18 protein-coding genes are annotated in these 19488 nt (G+C 50.4%); 12 read left to right on the forward strand and 6 right to left on the reverse strand.

The features are described from left to right. Window positions 1–15: 15 nt before the first annotated feature. Window positions 16–834, forward strand: coding sequence for a transporter substrate-binding domain-containing protein (locus NH568_RS22160; protein ID WP_253110379.1), 819 nt, complete (start codon window positions 16–18; stop codon window positions 832–834). Here NH568_RS22160 and NH568_RS22165 read toward each other — a convergent pair. Beyond that, the gene (locus NH568_RS22165; RefSeq protein WP_253110382.1) at window positions 831–3416 is read right to left on the reverse strand and encodes a serine hydrolase; all 2586 of its coding nucleotides are present in this window, start codon (window positions 3414–3416) and stop codon (window positions 831–833) included. The genes NH568_RS22160 and NH568_RS22165 overlap by 4 nt on opposite strands. A gap of 193 nt (window positions 3417–3609) precedes the next feature. On the opposite strand from NH568_RS22165, the gene NH568_RS22170 reads away from it, so the two are divergent. After that, on the forward strand, window positions 3610–4116 hold the full coding sequence (locus tag NH568_RS22170) for a DUF6653 family protein (protein WP_253110383.1): 507 nt from the start codon (window positions 3610–3612) through the stop codon (window positions 4114–4116). Here the strand turns inward: NH568_RS22170 and NH568_RS22175 are convergent. Then, window positions 4101–4448, reverse strand: coding sequence for a rhodanese-like domain-containing protein (locus NH568_RS22175; protein ID WP_138549631.1), 348 nt, complete (start codon window positions 4446–4448; stop codon window positions 4101–4103). The genes NH568_RS22170 and NH568_RS22175 overlap by 16 nt on opposite strands. Window positions 4449–4451: 3 nt before the next feature. Continuing rightward, the gene (locus tag NH568_RS22180) at window positions 4452–4640 is read right to left on the reverse strand and encodes a DUF2892 domain-containing protein (protein WP_054017626.1); all 189 of its coding nucleotides are present in this window, start codon (window positions 4638–4640) and stop codon (window positions 4452–4454) included. A 115-nt stretch (window positions 4641–4755) separates the two neighbouring features. On the opposite strand from NH568_RS22180, the gene NH568_RS22185 reads away from it, so the two are divergent. From NH568_RS22185 to NH568_RS22195, 3 genes are read left to right on the forward strand one after another with little or no spacing between them, the layout of a single operon-like run. Continuing rightward, window positions 4756–5064, forward strand: coding sequence for a metalloregulator ArsR/SmtB family transcription factor (locus tag NH568_RS22185; RefSeq protein WP_253110386.1), 309 nt, complete (start codon window positions 4756–4758; stop codon window positions 5062–5064). Next, window positions 5061–8387, forward strand: a complete 3327-nt coding sequence (locus NH568_RS22190; protein WP_253110389.1) for an efflux RND transporter permease subunit — start codon at window positions 5061–5063, stop codon at window positions 8385–8387. Before NH568_RS22185 ends, NH568_RS22190 begins: the two co-directional genes overlap by 4 nt. Continuing rightward, complete coding sequence (locus NH568_RS22195) at window positions 8380–9480, forward strand: efflux RND transporter periplasmic adaptor subunit (RefSeq protein WP_253110391.1); 1101 nt, start codon at window positions 8380–8382, stop codon at window positions 9478–9480. Before NH568_RS22190 ends, NH568_RS22195 begins: the two co-directional genes overlap by 8 nt. Here the strand turns inward: NH568_RS22195 and NH568_RS22200 are convergent. Next, window positions 9443–10120, reverse strand: coding sequence for a nitroreductase family protein (locus tag NH568_RS22200; RefSeq protein WP_253110394.1), 678 nt, complete (start codon window positions 10118–10120; stop codon window positions 9443–9445). The two genes, NH568_RS22195 and NH568_RS22200, sit on opposite strands and share 38 nt — an antisense overlap. A gap of 252 nt (window positions 10121–10372) precedes the next feature. On the opposite strand from NH568_RS22200, the gene NH568_RS22205 reads away from it, so the two are divergent. From NH568_RS22205 to NH568_RS22215, 3 genes are all read left to right on the forward strand, one after another. After that, on the forward strand, window positions 10373–11035 hold the full coding sequence (locus NH568_RS22205; protein ID WP_253110396.1) for a fumarylacetoacetate hydrolase family protein: 663 nt from the start codon (window positions 10373–10375) through the stop codon (window positions 11033–11035). An 88-nt stretch (window positions 11036–11123) separates the two neighbouring features. Continuing rightward, a complete protein-coding gene (gene purT / locus NH568_RS22210) occupies window positions 11124–12311 on the forward strand; it encodes a formate-dependent phosphoribosylglycinamide formyltransferase (protein WP_253110399.1) in 1188 nt (395 codons plus the stop codon). Next, entirely contained in the window at window positions 12308–13195 is an 888-nt protein-coding gene (locus NH568_RS22215) for an aldo/keto reductase (RefSeq protein ID WP_253110402.1), read from the forward strand. Before purT ends, NH568_RS22215 begins: the two co-directional genes overlap by 4 nt. 18 nt (window positions 13196–13213) lie before the next feature. Here NH568_RS22215 and NH568_RS22220 read toward each other — a convergent pair whose 3' ends face one another. Both NH568_RS22220 and NH568_RS22225 read right to left on the reverse strand, forming a co-directional pair. Beyond that, window positions 13214–13900, reverse strand: a complete 687-nt coding sequence (locus NH568_RS22220) for a TorF family putative porin (protein WP_290444420.1) — start codon at window positions 13898–13900, stop codon at window positions 13214–13216. Window positions 13901–14144: 244 nt separating this feature from the next. Further along, window positions 14145–15311 (reverse strand): hypothetical protein, encoded by a 1167-nt coding sequence (locus tag NH568_RS22225; protein WP_253110405.1) that lies wholly within the window; start codon window positions 15309–15311, stop codon window positions 14145–14147. A gap of 211 nt (window positions 15312–15522) precedes the next feature. On the opposite strand from NH568_RS22225, the gene NH568_RS22230 reads away from it, so the two are divergent. From NH568_RS22230 to rplX, 4 genes are all read left to right on the forward strand, one after another. Beyond that, window positions 15523–17472: an AsmA family protein gene (locus NH568_RS22230; RefSeq protein ID WP_253110408.1), complete on the forward strand. Its 1950-nt coding sequence runs from the start codon at window positions 15523–15525 to the stop codon at window positions 17470–17472. A 179-nt stretch (window positions 17473–17651) separates the two neighbouring features. After that, complete coding sequence (locus tag NH568_RS22235) at window positions 17652–18485, forward strand: polysaccharide deacetylase family protein (RefSeq protein ID WP_253110410.1); 834 nt, start codon at window positions 17652–17654, stop codon at window positions 18483–18485. A gap of 309 nt (window positions 18486–18794) precedes the next feature. Next, window positions 18795–19163 carry a 50S ribosomal protein L14 gene (gene rplN / locus NH568_RS22240; protein ID WP_010386947.1) on the forward strand — a complete coding sequence of 123 codons (369 nt, stop codon included), beginning with the start codon at window positions 18795–18797 and terminating at the stop codon, window positions 19161–19163. Between the two features lie 10 nt (window positions 19164–19173). Then, window positions 19174–19488 carry a 50S ribosomal protein L24 gene (gene rplX / locus NH568_RS22245; protein ID WP_054017615.1) on the forward strand — a complete coding sequence of 105 codons (315 nt, stop codon included), beginning with the start codon at window positions 19174–19176 and terminating at the stop codon, window positions 19486–19488.

Genomic DNA, 19488 nt, shown 5'->3' on the forward strand with positions numbered 1-19488 from the left:
GAGGTAGGTAGTGCAATGAAGTTTTTTTTAGCAATCATGCTGGTATTGAGCTTGTATTCAACAAAACAGGCCTTTGCTGACCATGAGCAAATTCTGGTAGCGGTCGATCACGCACCGCCATACAGCGCATTAGATGAAAAGGGGAATGCAAAAGGCCTGATCCTCGACATCCTCAATTATATTAAGCACCACAGTGACGAAGACATAACCGTCAAGGCCGTGCCCTGTCCTTTCTCCCGTTGTATTCGCATGCTGGCCCAGGGAGAGGTTGATGTAATGGGTGGCCTGGTCAGAACACCTGCTCGTGAGAGCCAGATGTCGTTTGTGACACCGCCCTACATGGCGCTGTCTTCCTCCTATGTTTTTTACGGGCACCAGCATGGCCAGGTAAAAGTTGAGCGTTACGAAGACCTGATTGGCAAACGGATCGCAATAATGCGCGGGGCCGCCTTCTTCCCACGTTTTGATAAAGATACACGGCTTGATAAAGTCGAAGTACCATCTGAGCGCGTTGCCATTGATCTGCTGCTCAAAGGGCGGGTTGATCTGGTGATTGCCGTGGAAGACACTGCCGATTTGGCAATGAATGTGCTGTCGCAGCCAGCCCATCAGCTGAGAAAGATGGCCTACCGTCATACTCAGGTGATTTATGGTCATATGGCAATGAGCCGTGAATTTGCACAAAGCCATGTTGGTCGTGAATTCAGTAATCACATGCGTCAGATGGCGGAAAACAAAATCCTGGATAAACTGGTCGCACCGTATCAGTTACCTGCTATCCCGCCTCAGCTGTTATCAGAAGAGACGGGGCGCATGCACACTAATACATTCTAAGGTGTGGCTCTGGTGTGCGCGCTGAAGCTGTTGCTAAATAGCAGAACCAGTTGCTCTATATCGTCGTAAGCCTGTGCGCTGGCTTCGTTGCCTGAATCCCCATTGGTAAGCAATACAAAACCACTTTGGTGACGTAAATCACCGTAGATCTGAGTGAGCACGCCTGGATCATCGCCACTATGATAGATCTTATCGCCATCGATTCCCCAGAAATACCCTCGCTCAACCGTGATACTTGGGACAGGTGTTTGCGGGCTGAGCATTGCGCTAACCGCGTTGGCAGACAGGCTCTGCTGGCCATTGAATTGACCCTGCTGCATCGCAGCTATCAGAAAGTTCCCCAGGTCATGCGCAGTAGAGATCGCGCTTCCTTCACTGTAGGTGATGTTGCCATAAGCAGGTAAAGGGACCAACTGCTGACTTTCCGGGTGGTGAATATAGCGCTGCACTACAGCATCGCGAGGGGCTGCAATAGCCCATTCACTGCGTGCCATAGCCAGCGGTGTAAAGACAAAATGCTGGGTTAATTCAGGCAGTGTTTTGCCACTGGCAAGTTCAGTGACATAGCCGGCCAGGGCAGAGCCTATGTTCGTGTAGATAGCGGCTTGATTGTTCGTCAGACCAAAGCGACTGACAAAGTTCTGGGTATGGTAGTTGCTACCTGATTGTGTCAGGTAGGCTGAGAAAAACTTCCCAGGGTGGGTATCAACTGGCTCAGCACAAACGGGATTTTGACTGACTCGATTATATAAGCTGCCTCCGTCCTCTCGAATATAATAGTTACAACGATATACGTCCTCAAAGTCCATGATACCGCTGGTGTGGGTGATCAGCTGACGTAAGGTAATGGCCTGAGCAAGAGGGGTCGGAAAATCGATAGAGAAATTCAGATAGTGCACAATGGGGATATCGAGGTGTACTTGCTGCTGTTCAACGGCATGCGCTAAGGTGGCCCCCAATAGCGTTTTACTGACAGAACCCAGATAAAAACGGCTGTGTGCATCAACCGCTGTGCCCTGAGTATCTGCCTGACCAAATCCTTTTTTGTAGACTGACTGACCATGATGAATAATATTGACGGCGACCGCCGGTATATTTCCCTGTTGCTGCAATGCGGTTATCTGACGTTCAAACTCATTGACGGACAAGGATGCAGTGGTGTTTTTGCCGAGCAAATTCAACGCCAGGTCGTAGCTTTCAAAGCGGCCACTTTCCAGTGCATGCATGGAAAAGGCAGGCACGGAAATATCTGGTTGGATCCCTTTTTGTTCATATAACATGCCCTGAGCATCCCGGTAAACTTCATTGGAAAGTGAAATTTCCCATCCATTGGGCAAGGTGAAAAAGCGCATATCCGACAACGCCCCCGAGGTTTCTTCCCCGAGTAACGTGACGTGTGGCAGGTGCATCATGGCCATTGCAAAAACTTCCCCGGCACTGATCGTCAGCTGACTGGTGAGTAAGTAAACAGGTTGGGTATAGGCTTTGGGGTGTGCGTTCAGAGATTGACTGAGTAATACGCCCTGGCCTGCGCGATTGAGTGCTTGCTTGTTAAATGCCAAGCGACTAGATGAGTTGAACCGAGAGGCTATGGCCAGGGCAATGGCATCGTCGCCACCTATGTTGTTGCGAATGTCGAGGATCAGCCCATCGGTATCGGCCAGCTCGGTCATAATGTTGTCTATCAGTACTGTGGCAGCGTCGAGATGCTCAGTCTCATCAGCATCCGAGTCACTGCTGTATTGCGACAGATTGTTGATCACCAGTACGCCAACATTGTCCTTGGTTCTGCCCCAGAGTAAGGTTTTTTCCTGCAGCTCGGCAGGAAAACTCCCGATGCTGTCAGCGAGCAGGTATTGTTGGCTGACGTTCAGTGAGTCCAGAACCAGCTCAGAGAAGACCTGCTCGTCGCTTAGTTGCATGTCATAGCGCAGATAGTAGCTGGCCGTGCCGCGGGCTGCGCGCAAAATAGGGGCGTCTTTCATCACAAAATACGGATGTCCCGGCGTTCTGGCAACCGAGACATGACCATCGGCAAGGGGGTCAATCATTTGCGTCAGTACGTCAAACAGGGCGTCGTCAGACATCTCGTTCTGGACCTGAGGACGATAATGGGCGTATTGTGCCTGCCAGTCCATATCGCGCAGGGCAAAGAAGGCATAATAATCGTTAAATGCGTGCCAGAAGTACTCAAAAACTTGTACCGGGCTGGCGTCCGTACTGACGGATAACGGTGACTGGCAAACCTCGGGGAGCGATGCCTGACGATCATAGATATGCGGGTAGACTTCACCTGTATAGGTCAGTTGTAGCTGTTCTTTGTTGCGTAACCGTACTTGGGCTACCTCAAACTCATCACTGAGTGGCAGTGAATACTGCGCGACTTTGATGCATGCATAGGTATTAAACTCATAGCGGCTTAGGCTCTGTGCCGTGATATCGAGCGCTTCGCCGTAGGCGGTTTTTTGCCAGGCTCCCGGGTGCTTTTGTACTATGCCACGATGATCTTTGGTGTCGCCACAGCCACTGATTATGGCAGAGATAAGTAATCCTAAGGTGAGAAGAGAAAAGCCTTTAAACATGATTGTTTCCTTAACTGAATAACCCAAATGCGCTGCTGTTGTGCGCTCAGTGTAAGGTCAGGCGGGAGCTTACGCTGTTAGCGAGTTGCGCCAAAGGGTCAGAAAATGTACTCGGTCGTTGACATTTTTAAACAGAGGGTAACGCCGACTCTGGCTACACTGGCTGATAAGTAAACTGATCTTAGAGGTCGATATGATGCAACGAACTGCCGCCAAATATTTCGCCATGAGCGAAGAAGTATGGGCACGCCATGCTAACCCCTGGAGTGTTTGGAGTCGCTATTCCTGTTTGCCTTTGATGATTGCCTGTCTGTGGTGGCGAGACTGGCTTGGCATCGCTTTTTGGCCTGTACTGGTGGCATTGCTGCTTTGGATTTGGCTGAATCCCAGATGTTTCAGCAAACCCAGGGATACGCACAACTGGGCGTCACAAGCTGTCCTGGGTGAGCAAATCCTGATCTATCAGCTCGAGCGGGTACCTTTAGTGCATTATCAGGTGATCAAAGTGATTATGGTGCTGCTGACGCTGAGCACACTGGTGTGTGCCGTGGGCTTGTGGTTTCATGAAGCCATCAGCACCAGTGTTGGGGCTTTGGGTGTGATTATGAGCAAAACCTGGTTTCTTGACCGCATGGTCTGGCTGTATCAAAGCGTCACCCGCTCAGATGCCGATATCGCCGCACGTCAGGCGAAGACCTGACATACCTCATCGGCTTTACAAGTGATCACACTGACATTCTGATAGCCAATGCGTGTGAGCTGTTCGGCGGCAAACACAGCCCGGCCGCCAGCAGCACAGTGCAGATACAGTGGCCTGCTGGGGTCTTTTTCCAGCGCTGGTAATTGAAATTCCAGTACGCCTCGGGGAATATTCAGCGCACCTGAGGCGGCTTTTTCCTGATGTTCCTGAGGTTCACGTACGTCAATCAGCAGACCCTGGTTGGTCGCCATTTCTGCTTTGGCCTGCTCGGCTGTGATACAGCGTTGGTTAGGCCGAACGGTTTTTAATATGTCCTGCGGGGATGTCAGCATAGATTAATTCTCCATTCCAAGTTTTTTAAGTAATGTCATCATAGGGCACCAGCCTGTAAAGGCGGATTGGATCAGGTTCAATGCAATAAACACACTAAACCACACCCAGCGTGGGTCCATAAACCAGGTCAGTAAAAATGACAGGATCAGCATACTGCCGGCGATCAGTCTGATGGTGGCCTCAAGTCTCATATTCTTTACCTCCTGAATTCAAGTATATTGCAAGATGGGATATTAGCAAGATCTAATATTAGTAACTTCTAATGTTTTGTTTTATACTGATCCCAGACTCATTGTGGGAGGAAGTATGGATCTACACGCTATGGCCGACAGCGCTGCACAGGCTGAGGCTTTACTTAAAATGCTCGCCAATCGGAATCGCCTGATGATTTTATGTAGTTTGCAAAGTACAGAGCTCAGTGTGGGTGAGCTAAATGCTCAGGTCCCGCTGGCTCAGTCCGCCTTGTCTCAGCACCTGGCTGCGATGAGAAAAGCCGGCGTCGTTGCATCGCGGCGAGAAGGAGCGACCGTCTATTATCGCATTGCGGATGACAAAGTTCTCGCGCTGCTGGCGCAGCTTTACCAGTTGTTTTGTGCAGAGAAGGACCTGTCATGAGCACCAAGGCCAGCTTGACGGAGCGCATACTGAAGCAAAGTTTGTCAGGTAACTTGCCCGCCCTGTTATTCTTTTTTGCCATAGTACTGGGTGCACTGGCGCTGCAATTCATGCCGCGGGAGGAAGAGCCTCAGATTGTCGTGCCGATGCTCGATATTCACGTGACGGCGCCCAATATTGCAGCACCTGAAGTCGTGCGCCTGGTGACCACGCCGCTGGAGAAGCTGTTAATGCAAATTCCCGGGGTCGAGCATGTTTATTCTACGACCAACAGCGGCAATACGGTTGTGACATTACGATTTCATGTCGGTGAAAGCCGAGAGCAGGCCATCCTGAATACCTATACAAAACTTTATGCCAATGAGCATCAGATGGCAGCCGTTGTCAGTGATTGGCAGATCCGGCCGGTTGAGGTGGACGATGTGCCGATTGTGATGTTGGGCTTGTACAGTGAAAAACCCGAGCAATACGATGATTATGACTTAACCCGTTTTGCACAGGAAATATCAACGCAGTTACAGCAGCTGCCCGATACCAGCGAAGTCAAAGTGGTTGCAGGGCGGCAACGGACGTTAAACGTATGGCTGGATGCAACCGCCCTGGCGGCGCACCAGAGTACGCCTTTGGATGTGTTACACGCCATTCAAAGCAGTAATCAACTACAGCAAGTCGGTAAACGTGTTGCCGGAAATAAAAAGATTGTCCTGGAAGCTGGCGATGTACTGCGTACCTCTGACGCCTTACGCGAATTAGTGATCACTGTGGTGAATGGGCGCGCTGTTAAACTGAAAGATGTGGCTCGTATTGAGGACGGTCCGGGCGAGCCTGAGCATTATCAGTGGCTTGCGCTCAATGATGAGCACCAGTCATTGCCTCTTGTCACCATTAGTGTCGCCAAGCAAAAGGGTAGTAATGCGGTAGCAGTAGCTGAACAGGTTCACCGGCTGATGCGCCGTTTACAGGCTCAGTTGCTGCCACCTGAGGTAGCGGTCAAGGTACTACGCGACTATGGACAGACAGCGGATGAAAAGGTGAATGACCTGATGGCCAGTCTGGTTTTTGCGGTGCTGACCGTGGTCATCTTTGTCGGCGTTTTTCTCGGCTGGCGACCCGCAATTGTGGTGGGTCTGGCGATCCCTGTGTGTTATGGGATCACCCTGGCTCTGGACTGGGCGTTTGGTTATACCATCAATCGGGTGACGCTGTTTGCGTTGATCCTCTCACTGGGTCTGCTGGTGGATGATCCTATTACTGGTATTGATAATATCAGCCGCCTTTTGCTGCCGGGCAAGTCTCGAAAGCAGCAAATTATGACGGCAATGACGGAGATCCGCACAGCCTTATTGATGTCGACGCTGACTATCATGATGGCATTTCTGCCACTGGCCTATATTACCGGCATGATGGGGCCGTATATGGCACCGATGGCGTTTAACGTGCCACTGAGTGTCATGATATCAACGATTGTGGCGTTTTTTATCACGCCCTGGCTTGCCAGCCGCTTACTGACAACTAAGTCATCGGCTGTGCCGAGCCAGGACAATCATTGGTATGCGGCCTTACTTACACCACTGTTACGTTCGCCGCGCAGAGCTAAAGGGATGTTATGGGCAGTACTGGCGTTATTTGTACTGAGTGCCAGTCTGCCAGTGTTTCGGGCTGTGCCCCTTAAGCTATTACCTTACGACAACAAAAACGAAGTGCAGGTGCTGATCGACTTACCAGAGGGAAGGGGTCTGGAAGCCACTGCGCGCCTGACACGTGCGGTGCAGCAACGAGTTTGGCAGATCAATGAGGTGAACGCCATTGCTGCCTATGTGGGCCAGCCTTCGAGTATGGACTTCAATGGTATGGTACGCGGGTATTATCGTCGCCATAGTGACAATCTGGCAGAGCTGAGGGTGTTATTGCTGGACAAAAGCGAGCGTGTGCATCAGTCCCATGCTGTGGTGCTGAGGCTGCGCGACGCATTGGCTGAGTTTAATCGTGATGGCACGGTGGTGAAAGTGGTTGAGGTGCCGCCGGGTCCGCCTGTGATGAGTACCCTGACAGCAGAAGTGTATGCTGAACCTTTTGTCTCAGAAGATACGCACCGTGAAGCGGCGCTGCAATTGATGACACGTTTGCGCCAGGAAGCACATGTTGTGGAAGTTGATACGTCTTTGTCGGCGCCGGCCACACTACAACGGTTTGTCACAGACAAGCAAAAAGCAGCGCTCTCCGGTGTGAGCAGCGTTGAAATTAATCAAACGCTGGCACTGAGCAGCAAAGGCATGCAGGCTGGATTGTTGTATCAGCCGGGAGAGGCTCAACCAGTACCGATTAATTTGCAGCTGGCTTATGCGGACCGTCAGCGCTGGTCCGCCTTACTCGCAACCCAAATCCGTGGCTCCGGTGATGTGACCCAGGAGCAGCAAGGCTTTGGTCTGAGTCGTGCGGCTCGGCCTATGGTGGCTTTGTCTGAATTAGGGGAAGTCCACACTCTGGCGGTTGAACCTGCGATTTATCGAAAAGACCTGGCACCTGTGATTTATGTTTTTGCTGAGTTGAACGGCCGTACACCAGCCGAGGTGATTGCCGATGTGGTGGCCGATGAGCAGCAAGCTGGCATGTCCGTAAAGAGTGACACGCAGGCAATTCCCTGGCAGCAAAGAACATTTCTCAGTAATGGCGGTGTACTACCATGGCAGCTGCCAGAGGGGACCAGTTATCGCTTCAGTGGGGAGGGAGAGTGGCGGATCACCGTGCGGGTTTTCCGTGATATGGGGATTGCTTTTGCTTTTGCGCTCGCGGCTATTTTTGTGATCCTTCGTTGGCAGACCGCTTCTAATGCAGTGGCACTGATCATTATGTCAGCCATCCCATTGACCATGATAGGGATTATGCCGGGCTTCTGGGCACTGAATCAATTTGGTGAGCGCACTATTGCAGGTGCGCCGGATCCCGTGCTGTTCACAGCTACCGCTATGATTGGCATGATTGCATTGGCTGGAATCGTGGTCAGAAACTCTCTGATCCTGGTGGAGTTTATCACTCAGGCAAGACAAGCAGGTATGCCAATCATGGCGGCGCTGATCCGCGCGGGCAGTGTACGCATGCGACCGGTATTGCTGACTGCGGGAACGACTTTATTGGGTAATCTGGTGATCATTCTGGATCCGGTATTCAGCGGTCTGGCACTGGCAATTATGTTTGGCATTGTCGCATCGACCTTATTCTCTTTGTTGGTTGTGCCTGTCGTTTATTATTTGGTGTTTAGAACATCGGATGATACTGCGGCCCCGACCTCGATTTCTGACAGTTTGGAGACTACTCATGTTTAAGATTCGCCTGTTGCGCCCGATTGCGGCCATACTGCTATTGTTACTCGCAGTAGCCTGGATGGCCGGACTGTTTAATAGCACCACACTGCCGGGAGAAAAGCCGCTGACACCTGCATCTCAGTTAGCTACCCATGTTGCTGAGCAGCGGCTGGTTCACGATGTTGAGGAAATCCCGGGCAGTGTGATCGCAAAACACAATACGGTGGTTGCAAGTCGGGTACTGGCCCAGCTCAAGAGTTTGACCGTGCGCTCCGGAGACACAATTCAGGCGGGGCAATTGATTGCGACTCTGGATGATGCCGATCTGCGTGCACAGCTGCGAGCGGTCAAGGCGCAGCAGCAGGCCAATTTAGCACAACTGACGCAGGCACAAAAACAGCTGGCGCGTGCCCAGACTTTACAGCGCAACGGCTTGGTTGCGCATAACCAGGTCGATGAGTGGCAAACTCAGGTCAATGAGCTGACAGCCAGGGAGTCGGTGCTGCAGCAACAGTACAAAGGCGCAGAAGTGGCATTGAGTTATACTCAGGTCAGGGCACCAATCTCGGGTACGCTGGTGGCGCGGTTGCAAGAACCCGGTGCCATGCTCAATCCCGGGTCACCGTTAGTCTCAATCTATAACCCGACACAACTGCAGGTTGAAGTGTCGGTCAGGGAGCGCTTGCTCACGGAGCTGACTGTGGGCGCTCGTCACCAAATCAGTATTCCGGCTGCAGAGGCAACTCAGTACGCCACCATCAGTGAGCTGGTGCCTGTAGCTGATAGCGGGGCGAGAAGTTTTACGGTTAAGCTGGATATGCAGTGGATGCAGGGAGTGATCCCGGGAATGTATGCAATGCTGAAACTTCCGGTAGCCCCGCGCCCGGCTGTGTTGATCCCCAAATCTTTAGTCCAGCAGTATGGGCAGCTTAGCAAAGTGGAGGTGTTGTATAACGGGCAGGTTCAGAGCCGGTTTATTCGTCTGGGCAATGAATATGGCGATGAGGTTGAAGTGGTCAGTGGCTTGCTCGCCGGTGAGCACCTGGTAACGGGTTCACCGACGGCATTACCTGTGGCTACAGAAAAGTCGCAATCTCCTCAAGCGGCTTTTTAACCAGAGCATGTTCCGGCACAGTGGCGTCTTCAGCAGGATAACCGGCAATTAACAGCATATATGGACGTTCATTTTCCTTATCCCGTTGGCAGATTTCAGTCAGAAAGCTCATGGGCTTAGGGGTGTGTGTCAGTGTTGCCAGACCCGCATGGTGTAAGGCCTGGATCAGAAAACCGGTGGCAATGCCAACGGACTCATGCACGTAGTAGTTGGTATTTTTATCTTCCGTGTGGATACCGCCTTTTTTCTGGCTGAAGATAGCGATTAACCAGGGAGCATGTTCCAGATAAGGTTTGTCTGCATCGGTCCCCAGCGGTTTTAAGGCATCGAGCCACTCTTCACCTGCACGACCCTCATAAAAAGCCTGCTCCTGTTGTTCAGCGGCGGCGCGGATCTGTTTCTTCACGTCCTGGCTGTGGATAGCAACAAAATGCCATGGCTGGTGGTTGGCGCCGCTGGGCGCTGAGCCCGCGGTTTTAATGCAGGCTTCAATAATCTCTTTGGGTACTGGTCGGTCGCTAAAACTGCGGATGGTATGACGACGCTTGGCTTCATCCAGAAATGCAGTCGCACGGCTGAGCATTTCATCCTGTGGATATTCAATAAAGTCGTTGAGGGGCACGTTCGCATGTTGTTTCATGATTTACCTTTATCTTTTTTGTTTATAATTTGTTATATCCTGACTGCGTTTCCCTTGCAACCGACCGACATTAAGCGCGCTGTTGCAATGTAAAGCTGGCGATGGTCCGACGGCAATTTTACTTTACCTTTGCTGGCTAGAGTAAAAATGTGCCAGTTATTCCTATTGGTTATATTGAACATTCGCGACCAGCACTCTGTCACTATATTGGGATCTGCTACTATAGCCGCTCAATTCTGAACGGAGGTCACTATGTATCAGCATGTATGGGAATCAGGTGAGTCGATTGCATTGCCCGTTGGCAAAGCGGTGTGTGTGGGTCGTAACTATGTTGCACACGCCGAAGAACTCAATAACCCGATTCCGGATAGCCCACTACTTTTTATCAAACCCGCGTCGGCGTTCTGCCATTTTCAATCACCACTGAGACTTAATAGCGCACTGGGTGAGCATCACTACGAAGCGGAGTTGGTACTCCTGGTGGGCAGCAAGATAGACCACACGACAAGTGTGCCATTAGAGCACATCAGTGGTATCGCCACGGGGCTGGATTTAACGTTAAGGGATTTACAGTCTGAATTGAAGCAACAGGGACATCCCTGGGAATGTGCGAAAGCGTATGATAACAGCTGTAGCCTTACACCATTCAGACCGGTTGATGGACTGGATGAAAGCAGCGTGTTGCACTATGCATTTTGGCAAAATGGCCAGTTAAAGCAGCGTGGAGACAGCAGCTTGATGATTTTTAACCTGCATACCCTGCTAAAGGCCTGTGCTCAATATTTCACCTTGGTACCAGGTGATATCGTTATGACCGGCACACCCAAAGGAGTAGGGGCTTTACAATCCAAAGATGAGCTGACTTTGAGTCTGCTCGATGGTCCTGCTTATTCTGCGACGGTGGACATTAGCTAAGCGGTTCGTTTATCTGGTTTGCGATGTTGTCAGTGCAAAGTGTGCTACTGTTTGTGCCAATCTGTTGAACGTTATTAAGGATCAAGTCATGAAAGTAAAACCTCTTGGGACACCATTTAGTGCGACGTCATGCAAAGTATTATTGTGTGGTGGTGGCGAGCTGGGTAAAGAAGTGGTGATTGAATTTAAACGACTTGGTGCAGAGGTGGTGGTACTGGATCGCTATGACCATGCGCCAGCGATGCAAGTTGCTGATCGCAGCTACACTCTGTCGATGCTCGATGGTGACAAACTGGCTGCTGTCATTGAGCAAGAGCAGCCTGACTATATTGTGCCTGAGATTGAAGCCATTGCAACCGATACCTTAGTGGCGCTGGAACAGCGGGGCTATACCGTCGTGCCCTCAGCGAAAGCCACGCAGCTGACTATGAACCGTGAGGGGATCCGCCGGCTGGCTGCGGAAGAGCTGGGTTTGGCAACGTCGCCCTACCGGTTTGTTGATACACAACAGGAATTCATCAGTGCGGTCGCTGAGATAGGCATGCCCTGTGTAATCAAACCTATCATGAGCTCTTCTGGTAAGGGACAAAGTGTGGTGCGCAGTGAGGCTGATCTTGAATCCGCCTGGGAGTATGCGCAACAGGGTGGCCGTGCAGGTCAGGGCAGAGTGATAGTTGAAGGCTTTGTCGACTTCGATTATGAAATTACCCTGTTGACCATCCGCCATATCAACGGCACCAGCTTTTGTGAGCCAATTGGGCATGTGCAACAGGACGGCGACTATCAGCAAAGCTGGCAACCACAAGCGATGTCGGAGTTAGCTTTGGCGCGTGCCAAAGCAATGGCTGAACAGGTCACTGAAGCGCTGGGTGGGCGAGGCTTGTTCGGGGTTGAACTCTTTATCAAAGATGATGAGGTGTATTTCAGTGAAGTCTCTCCGCGTCCTCATGACACCGGTATGGTGACCCTGATCTCTCAGGACCTGAGTGAATTTGCCCTGCATGTGCGGGCCATTCTGGGATTGCCTGTTCCTAATATTCAGTGTCACGGCCCGTCGGCATCCAGTGTTATACTGGTCGACGGCACGTCACAGCAGCTGAGTTTTACTCAGGTCGCCGAGGCCCTCACTGAAGCCGACACCGATTTACGTTTGTTTGGCAAACCAGAAGTGGCAGGCCGGCGCCGTATGGGGGTTGCACTGGCGCGTGATGAAAGCTGTGAACTGGCCACAGAGAAAGCAAAACGAGTAAGTTCAACCATAGGCACGATTTTATGACACACAAGGTAATCGGCGATCTGGTCGCCGGGTTCTGGCGTTTACTGGACTGGCAGCACAGCCCGGCTCAGACTTTAGATTTTGTAAAGCAACTGACAGAACTGGGTATACGTGACACCGATCACGCCGATATCTATGGCCAGTATGAATGCGAAGCGGCTTTCGGTCGTGCGTTGGCATTGGAACCGTCGGTCCGTGAGCAGATCCGTATTATCACCAAATGCGGCATTCGTCCGGCTTTGGCAAGTAAGGGGCTTGCGGGCAAAGCCAATCACTATGACTCAAGTAAAGCCCATATCATTGCCTCAGTGCAGCAGTCTTTACAGCACTTTGGCACAGATCGCATCGATACACTGTTGATCCACCGTCCTGACTATCTGATGGATGCAGATGAAGTCGCTGAAGCCTTTAACACACTCAAGCAAAATGGTGATGTACTGCACTTTGGGGTGTCTAATTTCACTCCTTCGCAACTGAGTCTGCTGCAGTCTCGTCTTGACTTTAAGCTGGTGACTAACCAGGTCGAGTTTTCGCCCTATGAGATGAAGGCACTGGATGACGGTACCTTAGATCAGTGTCAGCAGTTGAGTATTCCCCCTATGCTGTGGTCGCCTTTGGCCGGGGGACGTCTATTTGCATCACAAGATGACAAGGCGGTGCGTTTGCGTGCTTGTCTCAGTGAAGTGGCTGAAGAAGTAGGTGCCAGTGACATAGATGCAGTGATTTATGCCTGGTTGTTAATGCACCCAAGTAAGCCGTCCGTGGTGCTGGGCACCGGTAACATTGAGCGGGTACGTACGGCCGTGGCAGCACGTACGCTGACTTTATCCCGTGAGCAGTGGTATCGTATCTGGCAGGCATCGACCGGTCATAGCGTGCCTTAAACCTGTGAGGGACTGGACTCAGAGCGTAAAGTCCAGTGCATAACTTACATAAGCCTTGATGTCATCATCGGCATCAAGGTCTGTTTTCACTAATCCCAGTGTAAACCCTCCGGTGCTTAAACTGACGCCATAATCCATATAGCTATCATCCTCACCCGTCCATTCCATGACGGTATCACCACTGGAGCGTCCAATATGCAGACCCAGTTCAGACTCTGCAAATACCGAAAATGCTGCGTTCAGTTCCAGATATAACATGTCTTCTTCTGTGGTGGAGTCATCCTGGGCGGTAGTCAAGTGACTCAGTTTGATGGTGATAAATTCCCAGCCCAGAGAGGCATAGAGTTCACCAAAGTCGATATCTCCTGCTGCGTCCGGGTAGGCATAGTGAATATAGCCCACGTCATAGCTCACTTGATTGAACTCGCCACTGAATCCCGCATAGAGATCTAACTCGTAGCTGGTGCTGGCCGCATCGCCAAAATCTACGTTGGATGCCCAGGCGCCAAGGTAGAATCCCTTGCCGCTGTCGTAATCCAGCCCGCCGGAGACTGCGGCACCATCATCTGACTGGGTAATGCCGCGCCAGAAATAGTTTGAGCTGGCGGCCACATTGGCGCTGACTGTACCGGCAGATTCTGCGAAAGCCATTGAATGGGTGAGCAGCAGTGAAATTGCACAGATCAATGAGTGTTTTTTATTCATGTAGAGTCCTCTGGAGCACAAAGTAGTTGTCGTGCGTGAGGGTGCAATGGCTAAGCCAGTCTTGAATAAATTATGCTTTATTGGTTTTATAGTTTTGATTTTTATAAATATAGTTTGAGCTTGGAGTGGGTTTTTGTAGAGCGGAGCGGGGCTGAGTATGCACGCAGCTGGTGCAGATATGCTCGATGTTGCACAATAATCAGGCAGCTTGTCTACTGCCTGATTATCTGAGCGAATGGTTCAATTATCCGAAAATGGTACGCATCAGTGAGATGGTTTCATCGACGCTGCGGCCTTTTTCTACTTCGGCAATAATGGAGTCGCGTTTGGCTCGGATATGTTCCGGAATACTATCATCACTTAAAGCACGGTCAACCAGCGTTTCTGCTGACTCTTTCGTACGACGAGTCGTTTTGGTCCCACCACTGCTTGTTGTCCGCTTAGGCTTATTCAGCAGTTTGTAATAGTTTGAGCTCTGCGGCGTATCTTCGTCTGCATAATAGAACAAGCACGGCAGTAAAGCCTTAATAGCAAGCAGGCGGGCTTCGGAGTCGTCTGCGGCAGTACCCGTTGCAAACCAGGGCATCCTATTGATGGAAACAACCACATCCTGCCAGTAACGTTCGAAATCCCGGTTGGTCAGTTTCGCAATGCCCAACGCCTGACACAGGGCATCCAGCTTACTGTTGACCAGCGGCGTGAACACATCCGGGCGGCGCATTGCCAAAAGGCGAGTAGCCGGTGCCAGAGTCGGCTTTTCATCGCTGTGACCAAATGCCATCAGGTAAGCCAGTACAAACTCCTGGTAATGCTGCTCCGTCACTTCGCCTTCCAGTGGGATATGGGCCAGCGCAGTATCAAACTCGCCGGGCAAATCGGCCAGTAACTGATGGAACCCTTTGGCACTTTTCGTTGACGCAAACCACTCAACATCAAACTGATACACACTGGTATCCAGGCTGGCTGCGTGTTTGCCACTGAATGCCAGGCGATCTTCGCTAATCATGCCTTGTAAGGGGGTTGTACGTAGTGGTGCAAGGTAATCGATCAGTTTTAGCTGCTCGTCCAGTGCCAACACCGTCTCACGTTGACGAATGAATTCGCAGATCACAGGCCAGGGCGCAATACGCAGAGTTTTTAGCTGCAAAAAGCTGATGGCACTGATCAACATATCCTGAAGCTTCTTCACGATAGGCAGTTGATGGTCGTCAAGCAGCTCAAAGTTAATGCGGTTCTTCGCTACATCCAGCAGTTCATAGCACCACCCCAGAAAGTCTTCAGGATGATTTTCGACCTTTACGGCCATCAGGTTGAGACTGATCTCGGTCGCCTGTTTCAGGATGTTCTGGTAAATCTGACTTTCTTGTTCGCCCAAAGCCATGTTCGACGGTGAAATGAGCAGCTTCTTCATGTCGCAGCGGTTCTCCAACTAGAGGGTTAAATACAGACTATTCAGTTTAGCGAAAGGTCGGTAAAACTGACAAGGGCGTGGATCATACCGAGATCTCTCGCAAGTGCAATGCGAGATAGTCCAGATTGAAAAATCTTCCCGGGTGAAGGTGAATTTATCGACCAAATCGCTATCATAGAATGAGTCATTGATGATTTATAAAGGAAGAGATATGAAACGCGTGCTCAAACTGATAGGCGCTCTGGTGTTATTGCTGTTGGTTGCCGTTGTTGTCGCTCCGATGCTAATCCCGACTTCCGCGATTATTGCGCAGTTAGAGCAACAGGTCGAAGCGAATACCGGCCGTAAGCTGGCAATCGCAGGCGACAGCGAGCTCAGTATTTTACCGCGGCTGAATATTACCCTCAACGATGTACGCTTTGAGAACATGCCCGGGGGCAGTCAACCCGATATGCTGACGATGGAGCAGCTGGCAGTCCATATCCCCTGGGTTTCGCTGTTTTCCGGAGAGTTTAAGCTAGAGCAGTTCGTGATCCGCAATCCAAAGATTTTGCTGGAAAAGAATGCCGCGGGACAGGCCAATTGGGTATTGGCGCTGGGCAAGGGCACCACACCTGCACAACCAACAGAGCAAACACCGGCTTCATCAGGCCCGGTGACATTACCAGCAGGGTTTGATATCGCTCTGGGCGAAGTGGCTATTTATGGTGGTGAGCTGATCTATGCTGATGAAACATCTGGCGCGCGTCATACGTTGTCTGATTTAGCTCTGACTATCACCTTACCTTCTCTTTATCAGGCGCTGGAATTGGATGGTAAGGTGACCTTTCAGGAAGAAACGTTTGCCCTTAACATGACTGTTGACACCCCTGCAAAGGCGATAGAGAGCAAAGATTTCAGCTTTTCACAGGCTCTGGAATCGCGCCTGGTTAATATGACCTTTGATGGGCAAATAGTGCAGCAAGGCAAGGTTTTTAGCGGCGCATTAAAGCTATCCGGCGATTCAGTAAAAGAGATTGCGCAGTGGCAAAAGGTTGAACTGAACGCCAAACCCGAGGCCTTTAATCAGTTCGAAGTGATCGGAGAAATGCGTTTTGCCAATGATGTATTCGCATTGCAGTCTTTAAAAGCCAAGCTGGATAAGCTCGATATTGAGGGGCGTAGTGAGGTTAACCTAGGAGAGCGCCTGGCTGTGACGGCCGATGTTGACCTGGGTATGCTGGATCTGAATCCTTATTTGCCAGAGCCGGTTGAGGCTCCTGAACAGCCAGATAGTGCACCGGGTGAACCACAACCCATTGTCTGGGACGACAGTGAAATTGATTTGTCGGCACTGAATATGCTGGACGCCAAGGTGGTGATCCGCTCCAGCGGTCTGCGCGCCAGAGAGATTAAGCTAGGTGCTAACCAGTTTTCTGTTGCACTGAATAAGGGAAAAGCAAAGCTGTCTATGGATAAGTTTGTAGCTTATGAAGGTAACGGTAAAGGGGTGGTTCATGTCAATGCTGCGACTAAGCCGTATCAAATCACCACCAACTTTGCCCTTAATAATATCAATGCCGAGCCGCTTCTGACCGATGCGATTGGTTTTGACAAGGTGCTGGGTAAGGGTAGCCTGAATTGGGACCTGGAAACCCGGGGCGTCAGCCAGAAACAGTTTGTCTCGGCGCTGGCCGGGGAGCTGGCATTTGAGTTTAAAGATGGGGGTGTGAAAGGCGCAAACCTGGCCGAAATGGTGCGCAAAGGCAAAGAGATGCTTAAAGGCAACTTCTCTTCTGTCTCTGAGGGCATCAATGCGGACTTTGACCCAAACCAGAAAACAGACTTCTCGGCACTGACTGGCAGCTTTCAATTTCTCAATGGGGTTGGCCGTAACCGCGACCTGATTTTAGCAAGTCCTTTGATCCGTATTACCGGAGAAGGTGAAGTTGACTTGCCAAAAACCTATGTGAACTATCGAGTGGTTACCGGCATTGTCGATACCATTGAAGGTCAGCAGAGCCAGGACGACAGCACAGGTTTTAAAGTACCCGTCAGAATTAAGGGTCCATTCCACAAGGTGGAAACTAAGCTGGATCTGAGTAGCGCGGCTAAAGACAAAGCCAAAGACGCGGTAAAAGACAAGCTCAAAGACAAGTTGAAAGGCTTTTTTGGCGGCTAGCAGACAGCAAATCTTCTCATGCCGGGCTTAGTTGCCCGGTATGTTATACAACAAATTCATAGCCTTAATCCCACCATAAGCTTCCTTCAGAAAACCTTCAGTCACCTAATTTACTCAGCTTTGTCAGAATAAAAGTCTGAGTAAAATCTAAACCTGGTCTTTTTCCTGTGGAGGGATGTATGACAAGCATGACACGACTACTGACTCTTTTAGGCTGCACGCTCTGCCTGTCTGTTGCTGAGGCCGACACTCCGGTGGTAACAGACAAGCAGCATGCTGATGTATTCAGCTATCCTGAGGGGGCAAAATATGCGGTGAGTCTGACATTTGATGATGCCAGAGCAAGTCAACTAGACGTGGGTGTCCCAATTCTTGATAAGTATGGCGTGAAGGCCACCTTTTATGTGATGCCAGATCCTGTACAAGCGCGCCTAGACGATTGGCGTAAAGTTGTGGCTACGGGGCATGAACTCGGCAATCATACCCACTCTCATTTGTGTACAGGCAACTTTGCCTGGTTGAGAGCACAGGATAAAGGGCTGGAGCAGGTTGACCTTGCCTGGCTGGAACAGGACATTCTTAAAACTAACCAGTTTTTGAAAGCCCGGCTCAGTGTAGAACCAAAAAGTTTTGCCTACCCCTGTGGTAATACCTTTGTTGGTCGCGGCGCTCTGGTGAAAAGCTATGTGCCTCTGATTGCCAAGCATTTCAGTTCCGGGCGCACCTGGCTGGATGAAACTGCTAACAATCCGACCTACACTGACTTCGCACAACTGACAGGAATACGCATGGATGGTATGCGCTTTGAGGAGTTGAAAACAATGATCGAAGCACTGCGCGAAGACAACAAATGGATCATCCTGGCAGGCCATGAAGTTGGTGAAAACGGACTTTATAGTGTGGATAGTAAGGTGTTGTCACAATTAATTCATTACCTTCAAACGCCGGAAAATGGCTATTGGATCGACACCGTTGATAAAGTGGGGACTTACATAAAAATGCATCGTAATTAACTTCGCCTGAGTGTTTTTTGTGCGCTGAGAGTGGGTTATAATCGAGGCTGCTTCATCCCACCTGCATAATTAGTTTGACTGCATGACTTGTGAACGGGCGGTTTGTCCCCATATCCCTGTTTTACAGCAAGTTCGGCACAGCGGTGTAGTCAAATTAATTAAAAATTGAACTATCTTTAGCGCTGCTTTGCTGTTACAATTGCCCGCCCTTGAAACACGACACGTTCGTAATTTGAGTGGAAATTAATCTAAATGCTTAGGTTTTAAACAAAATCTAGGCGAGTTGTAATTACACCGGAGCTCATCAAGATGATCCAAATGCAAACTCAGCTGGACGTTGCTGATAACAGCGGCGCTCGCAAAGTGCAGTGTATTAAAGTCTTAGGTGGTTCGCACCGTCGCTACGCAGCGGTTGGCGACATCATTAAAGTTTCTGTTAAAGAAGCAATTCCTCGCGGTAAAGTGAAGAAAGGTGATGTTAAAAACGCAGTAGTTGTGCGCACCAAAAAAGGCGTTCGTCGTCCAGACGGTTCTTTGATCCGTTTCGACAGTAATGCTGCTGTTATCCTTAACGATAGCCTACAGCCGATCGGAACTCGTATCTTCGGCCCTGTGACTCGTGAACTACGTAACGAAAAGTTCATGAAGATCGTTTCACTAGCACCAGAAGTACTATAAGGAGTCGATCATGGCAGCAAAAATCCGTCGTGATGACGAAGTAATCGTACTAGCCGGTAAAGACAAAGGTAAGCGCGGTAAAGTGCTTTCAGTTGTAACTGATACTGGTCGAGTATTTGTCGAAGGCATCAATATCATCAAAAAGCACCAGAAGCCTGTACCACAACTACAGCAAGCTGGCGGCATTGTTGAGAAAGAAGCGTCTATCGACGTATCTAATGTCGCGATCTTCAATGCCGAAACTGGCAAAGCAGATCGTGTAGGTTTTAGATTTGAAGACGGTAAAAAAGTCCGTTTCTTCAAGTCTACTGGTAAAACTATCTAA

Origin of the sequence: Pseudoalteromonas sp. XMcav2-N, from assembly GCF_024124545.1 — a bacterium.
Taxonomy (GTDB): Bacteria; Pseudomonadota; Gammaproteobacteria; order Enterobacterales; family Alteromonadaceae; genus Pseudoalteromonas.

Bases quoted from the DNA above. Each gene is read 5' to 3' on its own strand.
- rplX (WP_054017615.1), top strand. From the start codon at position 19,174: ATGGCAGCAAAAATCCGTCGTGATGACGAAGTAATCGTACTAGCCGGT.
- NH568_RS22165 (WP_253110382.1), bottom strand. From the start codon at position 3,416: ATGTTTAAAGGCTTTTCTCTTCTCACCTTAGGATTACTTATCTCTGCC.
- NH568_RS22215 (WP_253110402.1), top strand. From the start codon at position 12,308: ATGACACACAAGGTAATCGGCGATCTGGTCGCCGGGTTCTGGCGTTTA.
- NH568_RS22180 (WP_054017626.1), bottom strand. From the start codon at position 4,640: ATGAGACTTGAGGCCACCATCAGACTGATCGCCGGCAGTATGCTGATC.
- NH568_RS22200 (WP_253110394.1), bottom strand. From the start codon at position 10,120: ATGAAACAACATGCGAACGTGCCCCTCAACGACTTTATTGAATATCCA.
- NH568_RS22160 (WP_253110379.1), top strand. From the start codon at position 16: ATGAAGTTTTTTTTAGCAATCATGCTGGTATTGAGCTTGTATTCAACA.
- NH568_RS22185 (WP_253110386.1), top strand. From the start codon at position 4,756: ATGGATCTACACGCTATGGCCGACAGCGCTGCACAGGCTGAGGCTTTA.
- NH568_RS22235 (WP_253110410.1), top strand. From the start codon at position 17,652: ATGACAAGCATGACACGACTACTGACTCTTTTAGGCTGCACGCTCTGC.
- NH568_RS22220 (WP_290444420.1), bottom strand. From the start codon at position 13,900: ATGAATAAAAAACACTCATTGATCTGTGCAATTTCACTGCTGCTCACC.
- NH568_RS22170 (WP_253110383.1), top strand. From the start codon at position 3,610: ATGATGCAACGAACTGCCGCCAAATATTTCGCCATGAGCGAAGAAGTA.
- NH568_RS22225 (WP_253110405.1), bottom strand. From the start codon at position 15,311: ATGAAGAAGCTGCTCATTTCACCGTCGAACATGGCTTTGGGCGAACAA.
- NH568_RS22230 (WP_253110408.1), top strand. From the start codon at position 15,523: ATGAAACGCGTGCTCAAACTGATAGGCGCTCTGGTGTTATTGCTGTTG.
- NH568_RS22205 (WP_253110396.1), top strand. From the start codon at position 10,373: ATGTATCAGCATGTATGGGAATCAGGTGAGTCGATTGCATTGCCCGTT.
- NH568_RS22190 (WP_253110389.1), top strand. From the start codon at position 5,061: ATGAGCACCAAGGCCAGCTTGACGGAGCGCATACTGAAGCAAAGTTTG.
- NH568_RS22195 (WP_253110391.1), top strand. From the start codon at position 8,380: ATGTTTAAGATTCGCCTGTTGCGCCCGATTGCGGCCATACTGCTATTG.
- purT (WP_253110399.1), top strand. From the start codon at position 11,124: ATGAAAGTAAAACCTCTTGGGACACCATTTAGTGCGACGTCATGCAAA.
- rplN (WP_010386947.1), top strand. From the start codon at position 18,795: ATGATCCAAATGCAAACTCAGCTGGACGTTGCTGATAACAGCGGCGCT.
- NH568_RS22175 (WP_138549631.1), bottom strand. From the start codon at position 4,448: ATGCTGACATCCCCGCAGGACATATTAAAAACCGTTCGGCCTAACCAA.